Origin of the sequence: Limnoraphis robusta BA-68 BA1 (genome assembly GCF_034932365.1) — a bacterium.
In the GTDB taxonomy this organism is placed as follows: domain Bacteria; phylum Cyanobacteriota; class Cyanobacteriia; order Cyanobacteriales; family Microcoleaceae; genus Capilliphycus; species Capilliphycus robustus.
This window is the reverse complement of sequence record NZ_JAYGHR010000020.1, coordinates 36697-53882: the sequence shown is the minus strand read 5'-3', so window position 1 is coordinate 53882 and position 17186 is coordinate 36697. Positions and strand designations below refer to the sequence as shown.

General features: G+C 40.8%; 14 protein-coding genes. 5 read left to right on the top strand and 9 right to left on the bottom strand.

Annotation, left to right across the window (positions count from 1 at the left end; genetic code table 11):
* On the top strand, positions 1-939 hold a 939-nt coding region (locus VB836_RS10150; RefSeq protein ID WP_323219250.1), incomplete at its 5' end, for a CHAT domain-containing protein.
* Between the two features lie 223 nt (positions 940-1162).
* On the opposite strand, the gene VB836_RS10145 is transcribed toward VB836_RS10150, so the two are convergent.
* Positions 1163-1423 carry a hypothetical protein gene (locus VB836_RS10145; protein WP_323219249.1) on the bottom strand — a complete coding sequence of 87 codons (261 nt, stop codon included), beginning with the start codon at positions 1421-1423 and terminating at the stop codon, positions 1163-1165.
* A gap of 258 nt (positions 1424-1681) precedes the next feature.
* Here VB836_RS10145 and VB836_RS10140 point away from each other — a divergent pair, with 258 nt between their 5' ends.
* Genes VB836_RS10140 through VB836_RS10125 form a run of 4 tightly spaced genes read left to right on the top strand, consistent with a single transcriptional unit; the run spans position 1682 to position 7328 of the window.
* Positions 1682-3004 (top strand): hypothetical protein, encoded by a 1323-nt coding sequence (locus tag VB836_RS10140; RefSeq protein ID WP_323219248.1) that lies wholly within the window; start codon positions 1682-1684, stop codon positions 3002-3004.
* Positions 3005-3041: 37 nt separating this feature from the next.
* Positions 3042-4172 carry a DUF1822 family protein gene (locus tag VB836_RS10135; RefSeq protein WP_323219247.1) on the top strand — a complete coding sequence of 377 codons (1131 nt, stop codon included), beginning with the start codon at positions 3042-3044 and terminating at the stop codon, positions 4170-4172.
* Between the two features lie 17 nt (positions 4173-4189).
* Complete coding sequence (locus VB836_RS10130; protein WP_323219246.1) at positions 4190-6598, top strand: CHASE2 domain-containing protein; 2409 nt, start codon at positions 4190-4192, stop codon at positions 6596-6598.
* A complete protein-coding gene (locus VB836_RS10125; protein WP_323219245.1) occupies positions 6591-7328 on the top strand; it encodes a hypothetical protein in 738 nt (245 codons plus the stop codon). The genes VB836_RS10130 and VB836_RS10125 overlap by 8 nt, the downstream gene beginning before the upstream one ends.
* A 484-nt stretch (positions 7329-7812) precedes the next feature.
* Here the strand turns inward: VB836_RS10125 and VB836_RS10120 are convergent, their stop codons facing one another.
* The 8 genes from VB836_RS10120 to VB836_RS10085 form a co-directional block, all read right to left on the bottom strand.
* Entirely contained in the window at positions 7813-11010 is a 3198-nt protein-coding gene (locus VB836_RS10120) for a CHAT domain-containing protein (protein WP_323219244.1), read from the bottom strand.
* Between the two features lie 89 nt (positions 11011-11099).
* On the bottom strand, positions 11100-11327 hold the full coding sequence (locus VB836_RS10115) for a DUF2281 domain-containing protein (protein ID WP_323219243.1): 228 nt from the start codon (positions 11325-11327) through the stop codon (positions 11100-11102).
* Between the two features lie 43 nt (positions 11328-11370).
* Positions 11371-11706, bottom strand: a complete 336-nt coding sequence (locus tag VB836_RS10110; protein WP_323219242.1) for a XisI protein — start codon at positions 11704-11706, stop codon at positions 11371-11373.
* On the bottom strand, positions 11694-12113 hold the full coding sequence (locus VB836_RS10105) for a XisH family protein (RefSeq protein WP_323219241.1): 420 nt from the start codon (positions 12111-12113) through the stop codon (positions 11694-11696). Before VB836_RS10105 ends, VB836_RS10110 begins: the two co-directional genes overlap by 13 nt.
* Positions 12114-12159: 46 nt before the next feature.
* Positions 12160-12951 (bottom strand): Uma2 family endonuclease, encoded by a 792-nt coding sequence (locus VB836_RS10100; RefSeq protein ID WP_323219251.1) that lies wholly within the window; start codon positions 12949-12951, stop codon positions 12160-12162.
* Positions 12952-12976: 25 nt separating this feature from the next.
* A complete protein-coding gene (locus tag VB836_RS10095) occupies positions 12977-13747 on the bottom strand; it encodes a Uma2 family endonuclease (RefSeq protein WP_323219240.1) in 771 nt (256 codons plus the stop codon).
* A 25-nt stretch (positions 13748-13772) separates the two neighbouring features.
* Positions 13773-14522, bottom strand: coding sequence for a Uma2 family endonuclease (locus VB836_RS10090; RefSeq protein ID WP_323219239.1), 750 nt, complete (start codon positions 14520-14522; stop codon positions 13773-13775).
* 42 nt (positions 14523-14564) lie between these two features.
* Positions 14565-16835: a caspase family protein gene (locus VB836_RS10085; RefSeq protein ID WP_323219238.1), complete on the bottom strand. Its 2271-nt coding sequence runs from the start codon at positions 16833-16835 to the stop codon at positions 14565-14567.
* Between the last annotated feature and the right edge of the window lie 351 nt (positions 16836-17186).

The following is a 17186-nucleotide window of genomic DNA, read 5'->3' as shown; positions in this document are numbered from 1 at the left end:
AGCTTGCCCCCCTTTGTCCCCCCAACTTTGGGATTTAGCCCCCCTAGCCCCCCAACTTTGGGGGGAAATAGAGTTCAAAGTCCCCCAGAAATACCCCCAGAATTTGGGGTCACGGGGGCGGGGGATTTAGGGGGCGGGGATTTAGGGGGCAGAAAAAACGGGTGTATACAAGCGAGCGCTAATAGAAAAGAGTCGGGGATGAGGTCAAACCAACGGTCTACAGATTTAGCGACCCTGACGTTTAGCCCCCTAGAAGGCACCCAACTGGAAGCCGACACCATCCTACCCCTGATTCCCAATTTACAACTGTTCACGGGTTCACAGGCGACGGAAAACCTACTGAATGAACTGCAAGCGCCCCTGATTCTTCATCTTGCCACTCACGGTTTCTTTTTGGAAGATATTGACTGTATTCCCACCACTGGAACTCGCAGTCTCCGGGAAGGGACGATTATTTTTATTCCGAACCCCGATTTTCTACCCGACTGTAAACCGACTCCCCGCAACACAGAAAACCCCCTCTTGCGTTCCGGGTTGGCGTTGGCGGGGTTTAATGTTCGTCAAAGCGGTGAGGAGGATGGGGTATTAACGGCGTCGGAAGTGACGAGACTGAGGCTTTATGGGACGAAATTGGTGGTGTTATCGGCTTGTGAAACGGGGTTGGGTTCCCTTGCAAATGGAGAGGGGGTTTATGGGTTGCGTCGGGCGTTTGTGAAGTCGGGGGCGGAGAGTCAATTAATGAGTTTATGGCAGGTGGATGATTATGGTACCAGTGAGTTAATTTCGTTGTATTATGAGCGCATCAAAAGGGGGGAAGGGCGTTCTATTGCCATGCGTCAAATTCAGTTAGATTTGTTAGAAGAGCCTTTTTATGAACATCCTTTTTATTGGGCATCTTTTATTTTTACTGGGGATTGGCGATCGATGGAACGTTTTTAGTTAATTAATATTCTATCAGTTATTGGGTTTCATGGTTAAACTCAACCGAAAAAATTAATCACTATTAAATCTGTTGTTGGGTTTCATAATTCAACACAACCGAAAAAATTAATAACTATTAAATTGGTTGTTGGGTTTCATACTTCAACCCAACCTACAAAACTGGCGATTGGCGATCAATGGAGGGTTTTTAGTTAATTAATATTCTATCAGTTGTTGGGTTTTATTCTTCAACCCAACCTACTGCTACTCCATCTGCTAAAGTTTGTTCCCATTCCTGCCTTTCAGCAAGTTCTTCTTGCCACAATGTCTCGTTCTCTCTCAAAGCAGTAAACGCTTGATTAGCTTCCATGATAAAAACAGATCGACGATAGTTTTCAACTGCTTGCTCTAAAATAGTCTGAAGGCTTTTGCCCGATGTTTCTGCCAATGTTAGCAGGGTTTTATGAGTCGTTTCACTAATGTTAATCTTTAATTCAGGCATGACTTGATCTCACAGTTCAATAAAGCTATTGTAACTTACGGGGAGGATTTTCTATTTGTGAAGTTGGATAGTCAACAAAAACAGTACGATTTATCTGATAAGTTTACTCTCTCTACCCGCCGAGATAACCAACTTTATACCGTTATTCAGATTATCAAAAGATTAATTAGCATCGGAACACCTAAAACTGCATAAGTTCCGTAGCCTCAGAATATGTCAGAACAGATAGGATAAGTTTGGAGGTTATTTTATACTATCATGGGTTCTACGCTGCGATATTGGTGTTGGGTGAGGTTGGACGGAGGCGGTAAACGTCGGGTGGAAGAAATTTCATCTGCTAAAGCTTTCTTTCAACAACAGTTTCCTGAATGGATAGATAAACAGGATGTTCCAGACGCCGCTATTCAACGAAAATTAGTGGGTTTGATGGCTTCAGAAACTCAAGGACAAGCTGAACTGTGTTTGCGGTGTTTTATTTCTCAGCAAATCGATCAAACTTGTTTAGAATTGGCGAGACGGTTTGGAGAAAAGGGCGGTTTTAATCAAATAGATTTGCTTCCATTTGTTCTCGATGATGTTAAATTGCTTCAGCGTTTCCACTTGCAACTTAATACACAATATGAATCCCTCGCCGACAAAATTCTCCAAACCTTTAACCCAGAAAAAGGTCAACTTAGCACTTGGACTGCAAGACTGGTGAGATCTCATGGGGAATTGCAGATGTTTCTGGAGGAATGCGGAATTTATCTAGAAAGTGACTGGTCACTTCTCAATAATTACTATCCTCAACAGTTAGAACGGTTACTAACTGAATTCTACAATTATAACTCAACTCCAGCTCAAAAAGCAAGGGAAATTTTAGACAGTTATCAAACGGTTTATTTGAGCGATCGCTTACAACAAAACCTCACCCGTTCTCGTTCTCGCTGTCAACCTCCAACGCCCGAACAGTTAAACAGAATTATCGCCGATTTAGAAGAAAAGGGAATCACAGGTTTTACTTATGATGACCTATTAGAAGAGTTAGAATCTCTTGCCGAATTAATTAGGCGATCGCGTCACCCTAAAAAAGAAGAAATTCAAGATAATATACCTTTATCTACTAACGATGAAACCGAGAGAGAAATGGAGGAGTGTTTGCAACGTTATCGTCAATTACTTATTACTAAACTTGACGAAGCCATTGTACAAGTGTTGCAAGAACGTTTGAGTTACTTTAAAAAGCGCAAACCCCCAAAAGATAAAACGTTTATTCAAGGGTTACAGTTATATTGCCAGGGTCAAAGCATGAGTGAAATTGCCAGAGAAATCGGGTTAAAACGACAAGATAATGTGACTCGTTTGTTGCAGCTAAAAACGCTGCGAGAAGATATCCAACAACGGTTACTCAGTACCTTGAAAGACCAAGTTATTCAACTCGCCCGTTACTATAATAATCTCGTTAAATTGGAACGTCTAGAACAGGCTTTAGCCGCAGAAATTGACCGAATGATGGAAGAAGCCCAACGAGATACGATGACTCCCAATTGTTCCCGCGATAGCTTATTTTTTCGCCGTCTCTGTCGTCATCTTGAGTTTTGAAGTTCAACCTATAAACTTAGAATTGGAAACAACAGCCATGAAAAACACAATGATGGAATCTAACCCCTTAAATTTCGGAAAATATTTCGCTGAAGATAGTATTTCTCTGACCTTAGAACAGGTAAATTTAGCAGCAGAAATGAGCAAAAAATTAGCAACTCGTCCCCGCCAACAATGGCAAGTTTATCTGAATATTCTTGCTAAATTAGGAATAGTTGAATGGTTGCGGCTACGCGCCCCAGAGTTTACAATAGAGCATGATATTCAGCTATCTAGTCTATCTGTTAATCAGGTTCAAGTTGACAACTTCAGACTGAATTTAATTGTTACCGATAGTTCGACGAATTCTGAAGTTTGTGTTCCCAGAGTTCTCTTAGAAAACGAGATAAACGCCTCTCAATTGTATGTTTTAGTGGAAGTTATCGAAGATTTACCTGTGTTAGAAGATGCTGAAGAACAGGTTAATGTTTCCGTGTTGGGATATTTAACTTCAACACAACTCAGCCAACAAACCCCAATAATTATTGATGATGAACTAGCGTTACTTTCAACAGATTGGTTTGAATTAAAACCCGATAAATTATTGCTGTATTTGCGGTGTTTTGAACCCGAACCTGTTAGCAGTAAACAACAATTATATCAAGCCGTTAAACCCGTTTTAAATGTTGCCAATTGGTTAAACAATCAGTTAGATAAAATCGCCCAAGACCTATCTTGGATGTTACTTCCTCCTCTATCTTACAGTTCAGAATTTCGAGATGCAAGAAGCCCAATGGAGTTGTTTAGCGAGGCTGTTAATGCGTTAAGAAAGCAAGACCCTAAAGTTGTAGTTCCTTTTGAAGCGAGAACCGCTTGTAAAGAGTTTGTTTGGGGTGAAGTTGCTATGCGTTTATATGCAACAACTTGGCAAATTAATCCTAATAGTTATTCCCCCGAATGGACGCTATTACTGTTGCTGACCTCTCAACCCAGTTCAAGTTTACCTGTGGGAACTCAATTAAGGGTTAGAGATGAGTTGAACTTGCTAGAAGAACCTGTTTTAACGAACCCCAGTAAAGCGTATATTTACGCTCAAGTCATTGGGGATTATAATGAACAGTTTTCTGTGACGATAAATTTTCCGAATGGAACTGCAATTACTTTACCCCCATTCACTTTTATTCGTTAGTTTAAAGCCAAACTATCATGCTGCAATTGTCCGTTCAACACATCGAACAATCTTGTTTATTTGAATTAACTTGGGAGCAGGGAAAACGCCTCTCCTCCCAGGTTACCTTTCCTCAAACGTTGATGGTTTTCTATCAAGATTGGCGTCAAGCCTACATCAACTACTATCAGACTCAACCTTCCTTTAACCCAGACGTTACAGACAGCAATTTGCGAGGAAAATCCGCCGGAAGTGGGACAATACAACCTCCAGTAACAGACTGGAAAGCTCGTTTAGTTGACACCGAAACTCATCTGCTCTATGAGTTTAATGAATGGTTACGCAGCCAGAAATTACATGAAATTAGAGTCAAGATTTCTGATATTTGTCGAAAATATTCCTCTCAACAAAAGATTAATCTCGGCTTAATCTGTGGTTCAACAGAACTGGCAAAATTACCTTGGGAATCTTGGGAAATTGGCGTTGAAATGGCGACAACTGCTCAACTCAATATTACTCGAATTCCCAACAATTTTACATCCCATCCGACTCTAACGGTTAAACGTTCTCAACCTCGAATTTTAGCGATTATTGGTCAAGATGGTCGTCTGAATTTTCAGCAAGATTTCCTCACGCTGCAAAACAAACTGAAACCCCTAGCAACGGTTAAAAAAGTGGGTTGGGAACCGGGAAAATCTATCTCAGACTTGGAAACAGAAATTAAACAAGCCATTACCGATGAAAAGGGTTGGGATGTGTTATTTTTTGCAGGACATAGCAATGAAACTAACTTGACAGGAGGAGAATTAGGAATTGCACCCGGAGAGTTTTTACACATCAAAGATATTAGCCATCAGTTAGAAATTGCCAAGAATAATGGATTGAAATTTGCTTTGTTTAATTCCTGCAATGGCTTAAAAATTGCTGAGACTTTGATTAACTTAGGATTGAGTCAAGTCGCCGTCATGCGGGAACCCATTCACAATCAAGTTGCTGGGGAATTTCTGTTACAATTTTTGCAAAATTTGGCTGAATATAAAGATGTTCAGGAATCTTTAATTGCAGTTTGTAACTTTCTCAATATCGAGAAATCTTTTACCTATCCTTCGGCTTCTTTAATTCCTTCCCTATTTTGCTATCCCAACACTCAATTTTTTCGGCTTCAACCGACGGGATGGAAACATTTTATTAGGCAACTTCTACAACCAAAATGGCATGAAGTTATCGCTTTAGCAACGTTATCTGTTTTAAGTTTGCAATTACCTGTTCAGTATCATTTACTCGAACAACGGGTTAAAATTCAAGCTGTTTATCGGGATATCACTGGACAAGTTCCATCAATAACCCCTTCTATTTTATTGGTCAAAATTGATGACCTTTCCCTAACTGAAGTGGGTTTCCCCGACCCTCTAATTAATCGAAAATATCTCGCTCAATTAATTAACCATGCAGCCAAAATTAACCCCGATGTTGTTGGGATTGACTATGTATTAAAAACCGTTCAACCTCAAGAGGATGAGGTATTAGAAGCATCCTTAAATGCAGCGCGACAAAATTCTCAATCGTTGTATATCTTTGCCACAAGCCGAAATTTACAGGATGAACGCCTCTGGACATTACCCAAATTTGCAGATATAAATTGGCAAGGAGATACTCGAATTTGGGAAAATGGTCGTTATATTACTCTGCTTCCCTTAGAAAATGAAGAACGTCCTTTTCCGTTGAGTTATCTATTAGCTTTAGGTTCTATTTCTGCTCAATCTGAACCCTATTTACAACCCAAACATCCGACTCAATTGACTGAAAATCTATTTTCAAAGTGGATGCGTCCTTCAGTATTAACGATGATATCCTACAGTTTTCATCAATATTGGCTGCATCCCATTGTAGACTTTTCGATTCCCCAAAAACAGGTTTATAAAAGCATTTCTGCTCAAGATTTTCTCGCAACTCAACCGGAACAAGTTCAACAACCCGTAATTTTTATTATCCCTGGAGGATACAGCAATGCAGGCTTAAATAGTGCTGGCGAGGATAATTTACCTGCACCGCCAGGGTTTTGTTATTGGCAAAATAAATCTTATCCTCGGCGTGCTTGTCACATTATTTTAGGAGGTGAAATTCACGCTTATTTATTTCATCATTTTCTCAATCAAAAACCCGTTATTCCGATTCCTGATTTGTGGGTTTTGTGGTTGTTTGCATTTATCAGCAAAGGAGTTAATATTGTTATCGAGCAGCACGAACCTTCTTCAAAAAAAGTTTTAATTTTTCTAACTGAAGGAACATTTTTTTATGGATTAATCAGCTTACTACTTTATCTTTCAGCTTCTGTGTTATTTCCGATAATCATTCCCGTTGCTATTATCTGGGTCTATATGTTACCGCATTTAAGACTTAAAACACTCTCAAAATTTGAACAATTTCAGGGTTTTACCAATGAATAATCTACCCAAATTAAACCTTCTCTCGTCTGTGATTCGCTTGTCTGTTTGCTTAACAATTTTTGCAAGTTTTATCGGCGTTTCTTTTATCCCGAATGTTTTAGCAGAAAATAAAAATACTGAACAACGTTGGCGGAGACTTCTTCCGAGTAGCGAACCCCAAAGACGAGGACAAGAAGGAGGCGGAAAAGGAGAGAGTTTCTGTGCAGTTGCACCCGATAAAATCTCAGAAGTTGAACAGGTTTTGAACGAACGTCCGATTTTTACCTGGACAGGAAATATTGTGAAAGTAGAAATTCGAGAACAAGGTAACGGAACGGTTGTTTGGAGTCGTGATATTTCTGCTAAAAATCAGGTGAACTTAAATTTTCAAACCGCATCTTCAACGCCGTTTAAACTCTCTCAAGTTGCGGTAGAAAAGCCATTAAAACCCAATCAAATTTATGAACTTCAGGTGTTTACCCGGATGCCAACGGATTATCGTCCAATTTTGTTTAGGATAATGACTCCTGAAGAACGGAATAATATCACTCAAGGTTTGCAGAATTTACAACAGGAACTCGCGGCAAAAAATATCACGGGAGAGGCGGCAATTTTACAGCGAGCCGATTATTTTGCCCGTCAACAACTTTGGTCAGAATTTTGGCAAGAAGTGTTATCAATTGAGTCTCCTTCTGAGGACTTGAAAGCGTTAATTAATGATACTGTTAATCAGCTTTGTTTTGAGTATTAAGAACCTCTCCCCCAACCCCTCTTCACCTCTCCCTACCCTCTCCTACGAGGAGAGGGAAAAGGTGTCCCTAATGGGACTATTGTTTAATGGCGAGGGGAGAAGAAATTAGCCTCCTCCTTTTAGGGGGAGGTTGGTGGGGGTTAAGAAGAAATTAGCCTCCTCCTTTTAGGGGGAGGTTGGTGGGGGTTAAGAAGAAATTAGGCCTCCTCCTTTTAGGGGGAGGTTGGTGGGGGTTCTAAACCTCTCCCCCAACCCCTCTCCTAAAAGCAGGGCTGTTTGAGATCACATATAACACTTTTAAAACAACCTCTTGAGGGCGGGTTTATATCAGTTATCTGTGGGAAAACATCAATTAATTGTGAACCCGCCCCTACATGATGGCTGACTGAAAGAGGGCGGGTTTATATCAGTTATCTGTGGGAAAACATCAATTAATTGTGAACCCGCCCCTACACAAATATTATTGATTGAACTGAGATAATATTTATAAACCATTGCCAATTAAAATAAACGCTGCCCAATAATAAGGATGACTGAGATTATTACTAACATCAACAGGTAATCCCGTTTCGTCATCAACTAAAACAATCGTTGCATCACCTGTCCGTGATCTATTTTCTGCTAAATTTGGATTATTATCTAGAAAACTTAATTGAGCCAATTGTAACGCTTCTGCTTTAGTTTTTCCTGACGATAAATAACTGTAAAATTGTTGCATTAAACGACTTGTCGCCGGATCATTCACTAACCAAAGTGAAGCCATTACCGCACTCGCACGTTGGGCTTGGAGGAAATAAGAACTAATTCCGGCAATTTCAATCCCCTCCGCATCCGGCCCCCCCAACGCCGTTTCACAAGCCGATAATACCACTAAATGAACGTCTTTTAACTCCGAACCAATACTATTAATTTCGGGAATAGTCAGACGTTCTCCCGTTCCTAAAACGATGAAAGAATTCTCGGGAACTCCCGGTTCAAATTTGCCGTGAGTCGCAATATGTAAAATTCGATGTCCGGCAACATTTTGAGTGAGAATATCAAAGGTAAAAGCTTGATTGAGATATTTTTGACCCAAATAAATTCCCTCCGAGTCCCTTTCATCACTGCGAACAATGTTATTCAATTCCGTTTCAACATTCGGTAACGGGTCAAACTCAGCAACCCCATTAGACAGTCCCAACGCCAACACCGAGTTCTCTTCAATACCCGGAGAAAGTTTATCGTTCATATCGGTTAATTGGGCTGACAAAATCGAATGAATGGTGTAACGTTGAATCAGATATTGTTCGCCATCATGTAAAGCCGCCATCGGAATATAACGAGTCACCCGATCTTGAGCAAAAACTAACCGTTCAATCTTATTTTGAGTCAGTTCAGACTCTATCGGTTGAATTAACCATTGATAAAGTTGTTGAGCCGTCGCCTGTAATTCCTGTAGATTTGAATTAGGATTATCTAACAGCGCTCGAAATTTAACCACCATGTTTCCTAGCTGTTGCTGACTCACCGGAATCTCTTTGCTTCCCGCCACATTTCCCGCAGTTGTCCACAGTATCCAGAGTTTATCTTCTAACACCAAAGGATAAATTAACACCGTTCCCGGTTGCGCTTCCACAATATCCCGGGCGGTTTCATTGAGATAACGCGGATCATAGAAACTATCATCAGTTTGGCGATTTTCTCGAATAACGGCGATCTGTTCGTCTATTTTTTGATTAAATTGTTCTGAAAGGAGGCGTCGCTGTTCTTTGAGTTGGGGTAATTGCTGACATCGGTTTCGTTCGCAGTCATAAACTTTCGCTCCAAACTCTATTAATGTACCGTATTCATCAATAATTTTCTGCTCAAAATTATTCAGGCTAATCCGCTCGGTAGACTCTCGAATATTAGTATTGCGGGTAAACTCTCGCAGTTCTTCAACCTTCAATAATTCTAAAACCTGTTGAGCTTCAGCAATGCGTCCTTGAGAGAGTAATAAATCCGCCAGACGACGATATCGACCCGCAACAGTATCGGTATAGGATTGCTGCAACTCCCGCGATAAACTTTGAAGATCTTGACGAATTAATTCGGTTGTATTCACAGACTGCTTTAAAAAGACAATAGCCACTTCAGGTTGGTTTTGTTTTTCTAGTAAAATACCAATGTTACTAAGGCTTAATCCTTCCCCTGAGCGATCGCCGATTTCTCGTGCAATGGTTAACCACTGCTGATAGAATTCGATTGCCTGCTGGTACTGCCCCAAAAAAAGGTAAGCATTGCCCAAACCGCCCAGAGAACTCCCTTCCCCCCTGCGATCACCTATTTCTCGTGCAATGGTTAACCACTGCTGATAGAATTCTATCGCCTGATGGTACTGCCCCAAACTATTGTAAGCACTGCCCAAACCGCCGAGAGAACTCCCTTCCCCCCTGCGATCGCCTATTTCTCGTGCAATGGTTAAAGACTGCTGGTAGAATTCTATCGCCTTCTGGTACTGCCCCAAACTCTCATATGCCAAGCCCAAGTTGTTCAACGAAGCAGCTTTTCCACGCCTATCCCCTGTTTTTTTGTCAATAGCTAAAGCCTGTTGGTAGAATTCAACTGCTTGCTGGTACTGCCCCAAAGTCTGATATGCCAAGCCCAAATTGCCCAGAGAATTAGCTTCGGCTTGATGGTATCCAATTTCCCTTGCGATCGATAAAGACTGTTGATAGAGTTCTATTGCTTTTTGATACTGTGCTAAGTTCCAGTACGTCCAACCCAAACTGTTGAGAGAATTCGCTTCCCCTGAGCGATCGCCAATTTCTCGTGCAATCGTTAACCACTGCTGATGGAATTCTATCGCCTTCTGGTACTGCCCCAAATTACGGTAAGCAATGCCCAAATTCATTAGAGAAACCGCTTCCCCAAAGCGAACCTCCTTCGTAGGAGATTCGCTAACGCCGATTTCTCGAAAAATAGTTAAAGACTGCTGATAGAATTCTATTGCCTGATGGTACTGCCCCAAACTATGGTAAGCATTACCCAAACCGCCCAGAGAACTCCCTTCCCCCCTGCGATCGCCTATTTCCCGTGCAATGGTTAAAGACTGCTGATGGAATTCTATTGCCTTCTGATACTGCCCCAAACTATGGTAAGCATTGCCCAAACCGCCCAGAGAACTTCCTTCCCCTGAGTGAGCCTCCTTCGTAGGAACTTCGCTAACGCCTATTTCCCGTTTAATGGCTAAAGACTGCTGATGAAATTCTATCCCCTTCTGGTGGTACTGCTCCAAACGAAAGTAAACACTGCCCAAATTGCCCAGAGATCTCGCTTCTCCATTGCGAGCCTCCTTCGTAGGAGCTTCGCTAACGCCTATTTCTCGTGCAATGGTTAACGACTGCTGATGGAATTCTATCGCCTTCTGGTACTGCCCCAAACTATTGTAAGCATTGCCCAAATTGTTGAGAGAATTGGCTTCCCCTTGGCGGTTTCCGATTTCCCGATAAATATCTAAAGCTTGTTGAAAAGACTGCAACGCTTCTCGAAATTGGCTTATATTAAATTGTTGAATACCCAGATCTAACAATCGATCAGCTTCGGCTTTGCGTTGCTGTTGAGTTTGGGCGAGAACTGGGGACTCAGATAGAACGTTTGGGGGTAGAATCGGACTCAACACACCAACGATCGCCGCCAGGGTTAACGCTTTGAGGTTCAACACCGCAATTCCTCCAAGGGTAGATGTTCATTCACTTCTAACCTATTTTTGGGGGTGTTAGAGTTATGCAGTTGAGATTCCCCGGAGTTGCACTATCTCGGACTTTCCTCTGAAATGCCTTCTTCATCAAGAACTATTGGATCGTCTGCACAACTCCCATCGGTTCTCTGAATAAATTCATCCCAAGATAACTTAGACTGCTCAAAAATAGATTTACTCTGTAGAAACTCAACATAATTTAGAACTTCCTGTTGTTTGTCTGGCGAAAAACTTTCAAGGATTTGAGTAATTTTTTTAAGAATCGTGTTAGTTAAACTCATACTTTTTTGAACTTCATCTAAATTTTTATTGTAAATTAACAGCTTAGTGAGTTGCAAATTCTGTATATTTTCGCTCGGAAGGCGGCTTAAAACCCAAGACAATTTTTTCTTTCGGAATTCCGGCGGCGACTAACTCCAAAGCCACCCCGTCTTCAGTACCATCATGCTGAATCCAAAGTTGATCGTCAATCACATCAATATGTAATACTGTTCCGTAAATGCGATAATCATTTTGCCAGCCTGTTTCGACCAACAAATAGCGATCGCGTTCTCGATCAAAAACCAGTTCAAGTTCTATTTCATCGCCAGCTAAAAACTCGGCATAATTTTTCAACACGTTTTCAATCACATCACGATAGGAAGATTTTAGCGAATCCATTGAATAATCACCTCTAAAGTTGGATCGAAACTGAATAAGCGGATAATACCATCCTCAATTAATGTTTGACCTGCTTCTTCTTCAAAGACTGTTTTTCGGATGTTATCACTCACGGCTAAATAAAGAGTATAGTCGGGATAATAGCGCTTTAATAAGCGAGAATACAGAACAAATTGACCCACAGCTTCTTCAAGGTCTTTCATTTCGGAAGGACGGGTAAAACTCTTGACTTCAACGGCTATTTTTTCTGCATCACGTTCAGCAGCAAGCAACCGTTCAGCACCCATATCAACAAACAGGTTTCTACCTCTTGCTAATCGAATTCGTAAAGGATCATGAGTGATAGTCCAGCCATCTTTTATCAGTGCTTTTTTGACCGTTTGATGATAAATATCCCTAGCAGGCATAGTATTTTGATCAGAGGATGAAATCACTATCAGAAGAACATAAAAATTACAGGGTGTCTGGATCAATATTCAATTCTCGCAATTTAGCCGCTAATCGTTCATTGCGTTGTTGTTCGGCTTGTCTTTGTTGACGTTCGGTTTCGAGTTCTTCTTGGGTTTGGCGGCTTGTTTCTTCCGCTTCTGACGCTCGTTGTTCGGCGGTTTCTCGTTGCTGTTTTTCAGTTTTTGCAGATTCTTCGGGAGTCGGAACTAATATTCCTTCCGGTGTAAAAAACCTCAATTTTCCTTCATAAACTCCCAGAAATAAGTTTAATTGTTTGCTCCAAAGTCTGCCCTGTTCGTTGGGTTGGAGTTCTTCATAAGTTCCCTGTAACAAACCAAATCCCTGAAATTCCAAAGTGTCTGGAGAAAACCAAAAATATTCGGGTGTTCGGAAGATATCTTGATAAATTTCTTTTTTGTTAGTGCGATCAACATTGGCTGTTGATTTTGATAACAGTTCGATAATAACGTTCGGATATTTTCCCCCTTCTTCCCACACCACCCAGCTTTTACGCGGTTTACGTTCAGTATTTAAAACTACAAAGAAATCAGGCCCTCTAAAATTATCCGTTTTCTTTTGTTCCAAACTGTAATAAATGGTCAGATTTCCGGCGGCAAAATAATCGTTTCTGTCTTGCCACAACCAGTCTAAACACTTCATTAACAGCAAGAGTTGTTGTAGATGCAAATAACTTTCCAATGGCGGCTCCTTACTTTCTAAATCTCCGGGGGGAAATTCAATATTTTCTAATTCAGTTTCGGTTTGGAGAACTTCTAAATCTTGAGCAATCGTCATCATCTTTCTCCTTTCACTATTATTATTATAAAGTATCTGGATCAATATTCAATTCTCGCAACTTTGCGGCTAATCGTTCATTGCGTTGACGTTCGGCTTGTCTTTGTTGACGTTCTGCTTCGAGTTCTTCTTGGGTTTTGCGGCTTGTTTCTTCCGCTTCTGAGGCTCGTTTTTCGGCAGTTTTTGCAGATTCTTCGGGAGTCGGAACTAATATTCCTTCCGGTGTAAAAAATCGGAGTTTCTGTTCATAAACACCGAGAAAAAGTTGTAACTGTTCACTCCAAAGAAACCCTTGTTCGTTCGGTTGTAGGTCTTGATATTGACCTAAAGTTAACCCAAATCCCTTAAACTCTAACGTCTCTGGAGAAAACCAAAAATATTCGGGTGTTCGGAAGATATCTTGATAAATTTCTTTTTTGTTTGTTCGGTCTACATTGGCTGTTGATTTTGATAACAGTTCTATAATAACATTCGGATATTTTCCGCCTTCTTCCCACACCACCCAACTTTTACGCGGTTTACGTTCAGTATTTAAAACTACAAAGAAATCAGGCCCTCTAAAATTATCCGTTTTCTTTTGTTCGGGACTGTAATAAATCGTTAGATTTCCGGCGGCAAAATAATCGTTTCTGTCTTGCCATAACCAGTCCAAACACTTCATTAAGAACAAAAGTTGTTGTAGATGCAAATAACTTTCCAATGGTGGCTCCTTACTTTCTAAATCTCCGGGGGGAAATTCAATGTCTTCTAATTCAGTTTGGGTTTGGAGAGTTTCCAAATCTTGAGCAATGGTCATTTTATTTTCCCTTTTAATGTTATAATTATAAAGTATCTGGATCAATATTTAACTCTCGCAACTTTGCAGCTAATCGTTCATTGCGTTGACGTTCGGCTTCCAATTCTTCTTGGGTTTTGCGAGTTGTTTCTTCCGCTTCTGACGCTCGTTGTTCGGCGGTTTTTGCAGATTCTTCGGGAGTCGGAACTAATATTCCTTCCGGTGTAAAAAACCTCAACTGTTGTTGATGTATTCCTAGAAAGAGTTGTAATTGTTCGCTCCACAAATAGCCATGTTCGTTCGGCTGTAAATCTTGATATTTACCATCAACTAGATGAAATCCTTGGAATTCTAGGGTATCCGGTGAAAACCAGAAATATTCGGGCATTCGGAATGTATCTTGGTAAATCTTTTTTTTCGTCGTTCGGTCTACATTTGCTGTTGATTTTGATAACAACTCGATAATGACATTGGGATATTTTCCCCCTTCTTCCCACACCACCCAACTTTTTCTCGGCTTGCGTTCGGTATCGAGAACCACAAATAAATCCGGCCCTCTAAAATCATTCGTTTTGACCTGTTCCGAACTGTAGTAAATCGTTAGATTTCCCGCTGCAAAATAATCGTTTCTATCTTGCCACAACCAGTCCAAACATTTCAGCAATAGTAATAATTGTTGTAAATGCAAATAACTTTCCAATGGTGGCTCCTTACTTTCTAAATCTCCGGGGGGAAATTCAACGTCTTCTAATTCGCTTTGGGGTTGGAGAGTTTCCAAATCTTGAGCAATCGTCATCTGATTCTCCAGTTTACTACTTTATAGTATAATAGATTCACATCAATTAACGATTTCAATCACAGCCGAAAGCACTACCATTTTTGAGGTTTCGTAGGGGATTGAACCTTGAGTTGAAGCAATATTTCTATCCGGTTGACCACTGCGGGAAAAACCCGTTAAATCTTCTAGCAAACCGTTAATTAAATCGGTGGGTTCATTGTCTGTTAAACCTGTGATAAATCCGCGAGACATTCCGCGACTGCGTGCAATGGTTTGCATGGCTTTGAGGGCTTGGCGTAGCGGTTCCTGACTCACTAATAATAACAACTCGGGCGCACGACCGGATTCACCTCGAACTTGAAAGTTACCCTCTCTGGGGCGAGGTACCGTCAAACTGCCATTTCTATCAATTCTAGAGGCTTCTTCGGGCGCTTCCCAGTCGGCGGGATAAAGAATATTAATTGAACCCGTTGCACTAATCACTAACACTCCTAAATAGAGGTCTTGATTTTCAAAATTTTCTACTTTTACTTGCAAATTAGTCCTCGAAGGAACTTGCAATAAATTCGCTGTAGGATTGCCGGATTCTGCGCCCCGACTCGCCACTTTTATCGCGTTTACCCCACCAAAAACTTCGGCTTGAACTTGAAGCGGTGAACCCTGACTCACATTTAATAATTGCCCTAAAATTTGATTAGCTAGTAACCGTTTAAAAGTAGGTTCCAATCGATTAATTGCATCAACAATCCGTTCATTCAAACGAACAAAAGACTGAGGTTCTGGTGTTAAATCTGGTTGAAATAAACCCACACTATTCACAGACGGAAGTTCAATCTCGAGGTTTCTTGGGGTTTGTTGTTGTTTGTAGCTTTCTGTGAATCTTCCTAAAAAATATCCGCTATTATCAAGTTGAGTTGCTGGCACTAATTCAACCCATTGATTCGATTCTAATTCAGCTTGTGCGGTTTTTAAATCCGCTCCCAACGATTCATCTAAAGCTAGTTTTAGCTTGGGATTTTTTGGAATTCCGACTATTTTCTCCCGCAAAAGCCGACCTTCTTTGATAGCCGAAGCGTCTCCCGAGATTTGTTTCCCTATTCCAAATAAACCCTCAACCCGAGACGTTTGTTGAATTTCTCCGACAATATTTCCCGACTCATTTAAAACCGAAAATACGCCTTCTTTCTCCGAACCTGTGAGGTTTTGAGATGCCACACCTCCCAACCAAAATTCAATAGTTTCTCCTCTAATTTTTGTAATAACGGCTTCAGCAGAAGGGGTTGTTAAGTTCAGGAAAAACAACGGTTTTTGATTAAAGTTGCTTCCGGGTTGGTATTCTAATATAGGGATTTGGGCGGTACGACTTTGTTTAGATTCTGCTAAACTGCGGGTACTGCGTCGGAGATTAATATACGTTGATTCCACACTTTGAGTTGAGGTGAGTTGCCAGAGATAACGGGTTAATAAATAGGTGAATGCACCCGCATGAAATCCGTCAAATTGTGCATCAATGGCTTCTTGTGTTCGTCCAGCAGAACCTAATGCAACACCCTTAGCAATTCCAGAGGTTCGTTTGCGTTGAAATTCCTCTTTACCCCAACCCAATTCGGCTAATAATTGTTCTTGTAATTCCAATTCTATTTCGCTTGCAATCAATTCTTCGCCGCTTCTCGTCAATCGCGCCGCCCGAACCACTGCATTTCCCCTCGTTCCCGCACCGGAATGACAGCTATCCAAAATCGTTGTTAACTTATCGGTTTGTAGCCGACTCATTAATAAAAATAAGGTTTGTCCCATGATATCGGAAACGGTGACGGCTTCTCCTTGTTGACCCAAAGGTGTAGCGTTTTGAGGTACAATTGTTCCGTTGTATAAGCAGCTATTGTATGGACGATTTTCTGCACGACATTCTTTTAAATCGAGGGGAAAGGGATCTTTAATTAGGCTACCATGTCCCGAATAATGAAACACGACAACATCATCTGCTTTGGCTTGTTTAATTAAATGTTCTTGAAAGGCTTGAATAATATTTTCACGGGTGGGTTTTAGATGAGAATTGTCAGATATAATTATAATATCACTGGGGTTAAACCCAAAGCGATAAATGAGTAAATGTTTCTGCAATTCTACATCGGTGAGACAACCCTTTAATGATTTGGCTCCCTGATAGTTGTTAATTCCAACTAATAATGCTAATTTACGAGGTGTAGTTTGTGCTAAAACTCGACCATAACGTTCCGCTTGTTGGAAGAAGTCGAATTGACTTAAACCGAGTGTTGCTAGAGTCGAACCTGCAAATTGTAGGAAATGACGGCGTTTGAGTTGAGACATGGAGTTTTAAGAGTATTATCACTGAAAATCTATTTGGCTGGTATTTCAGCTTATCCAAGCCAACAATAAAGAGGAATAGATATTAAGTCAGTGGTAATGATATAGCGATCGCAATTTAGCTTCACCTCAACCTGACGGCAATCGTTTTTCTATAACAGTCGAACTACTACTACGACTACTAGGTTTAGCCATTTTACAGCCTCACTAATAGAGGTTATAGAGCTTGATCTAACTGCTCGCTATTCCAATATAGTACAAAAGCCCTAGATCAGCAGTATACAACTTGATTTGCTGGTCTAGAACTTTATTTTTTAGTCAATGAGTTTATTCGATAGTAAACGACCTTATTTT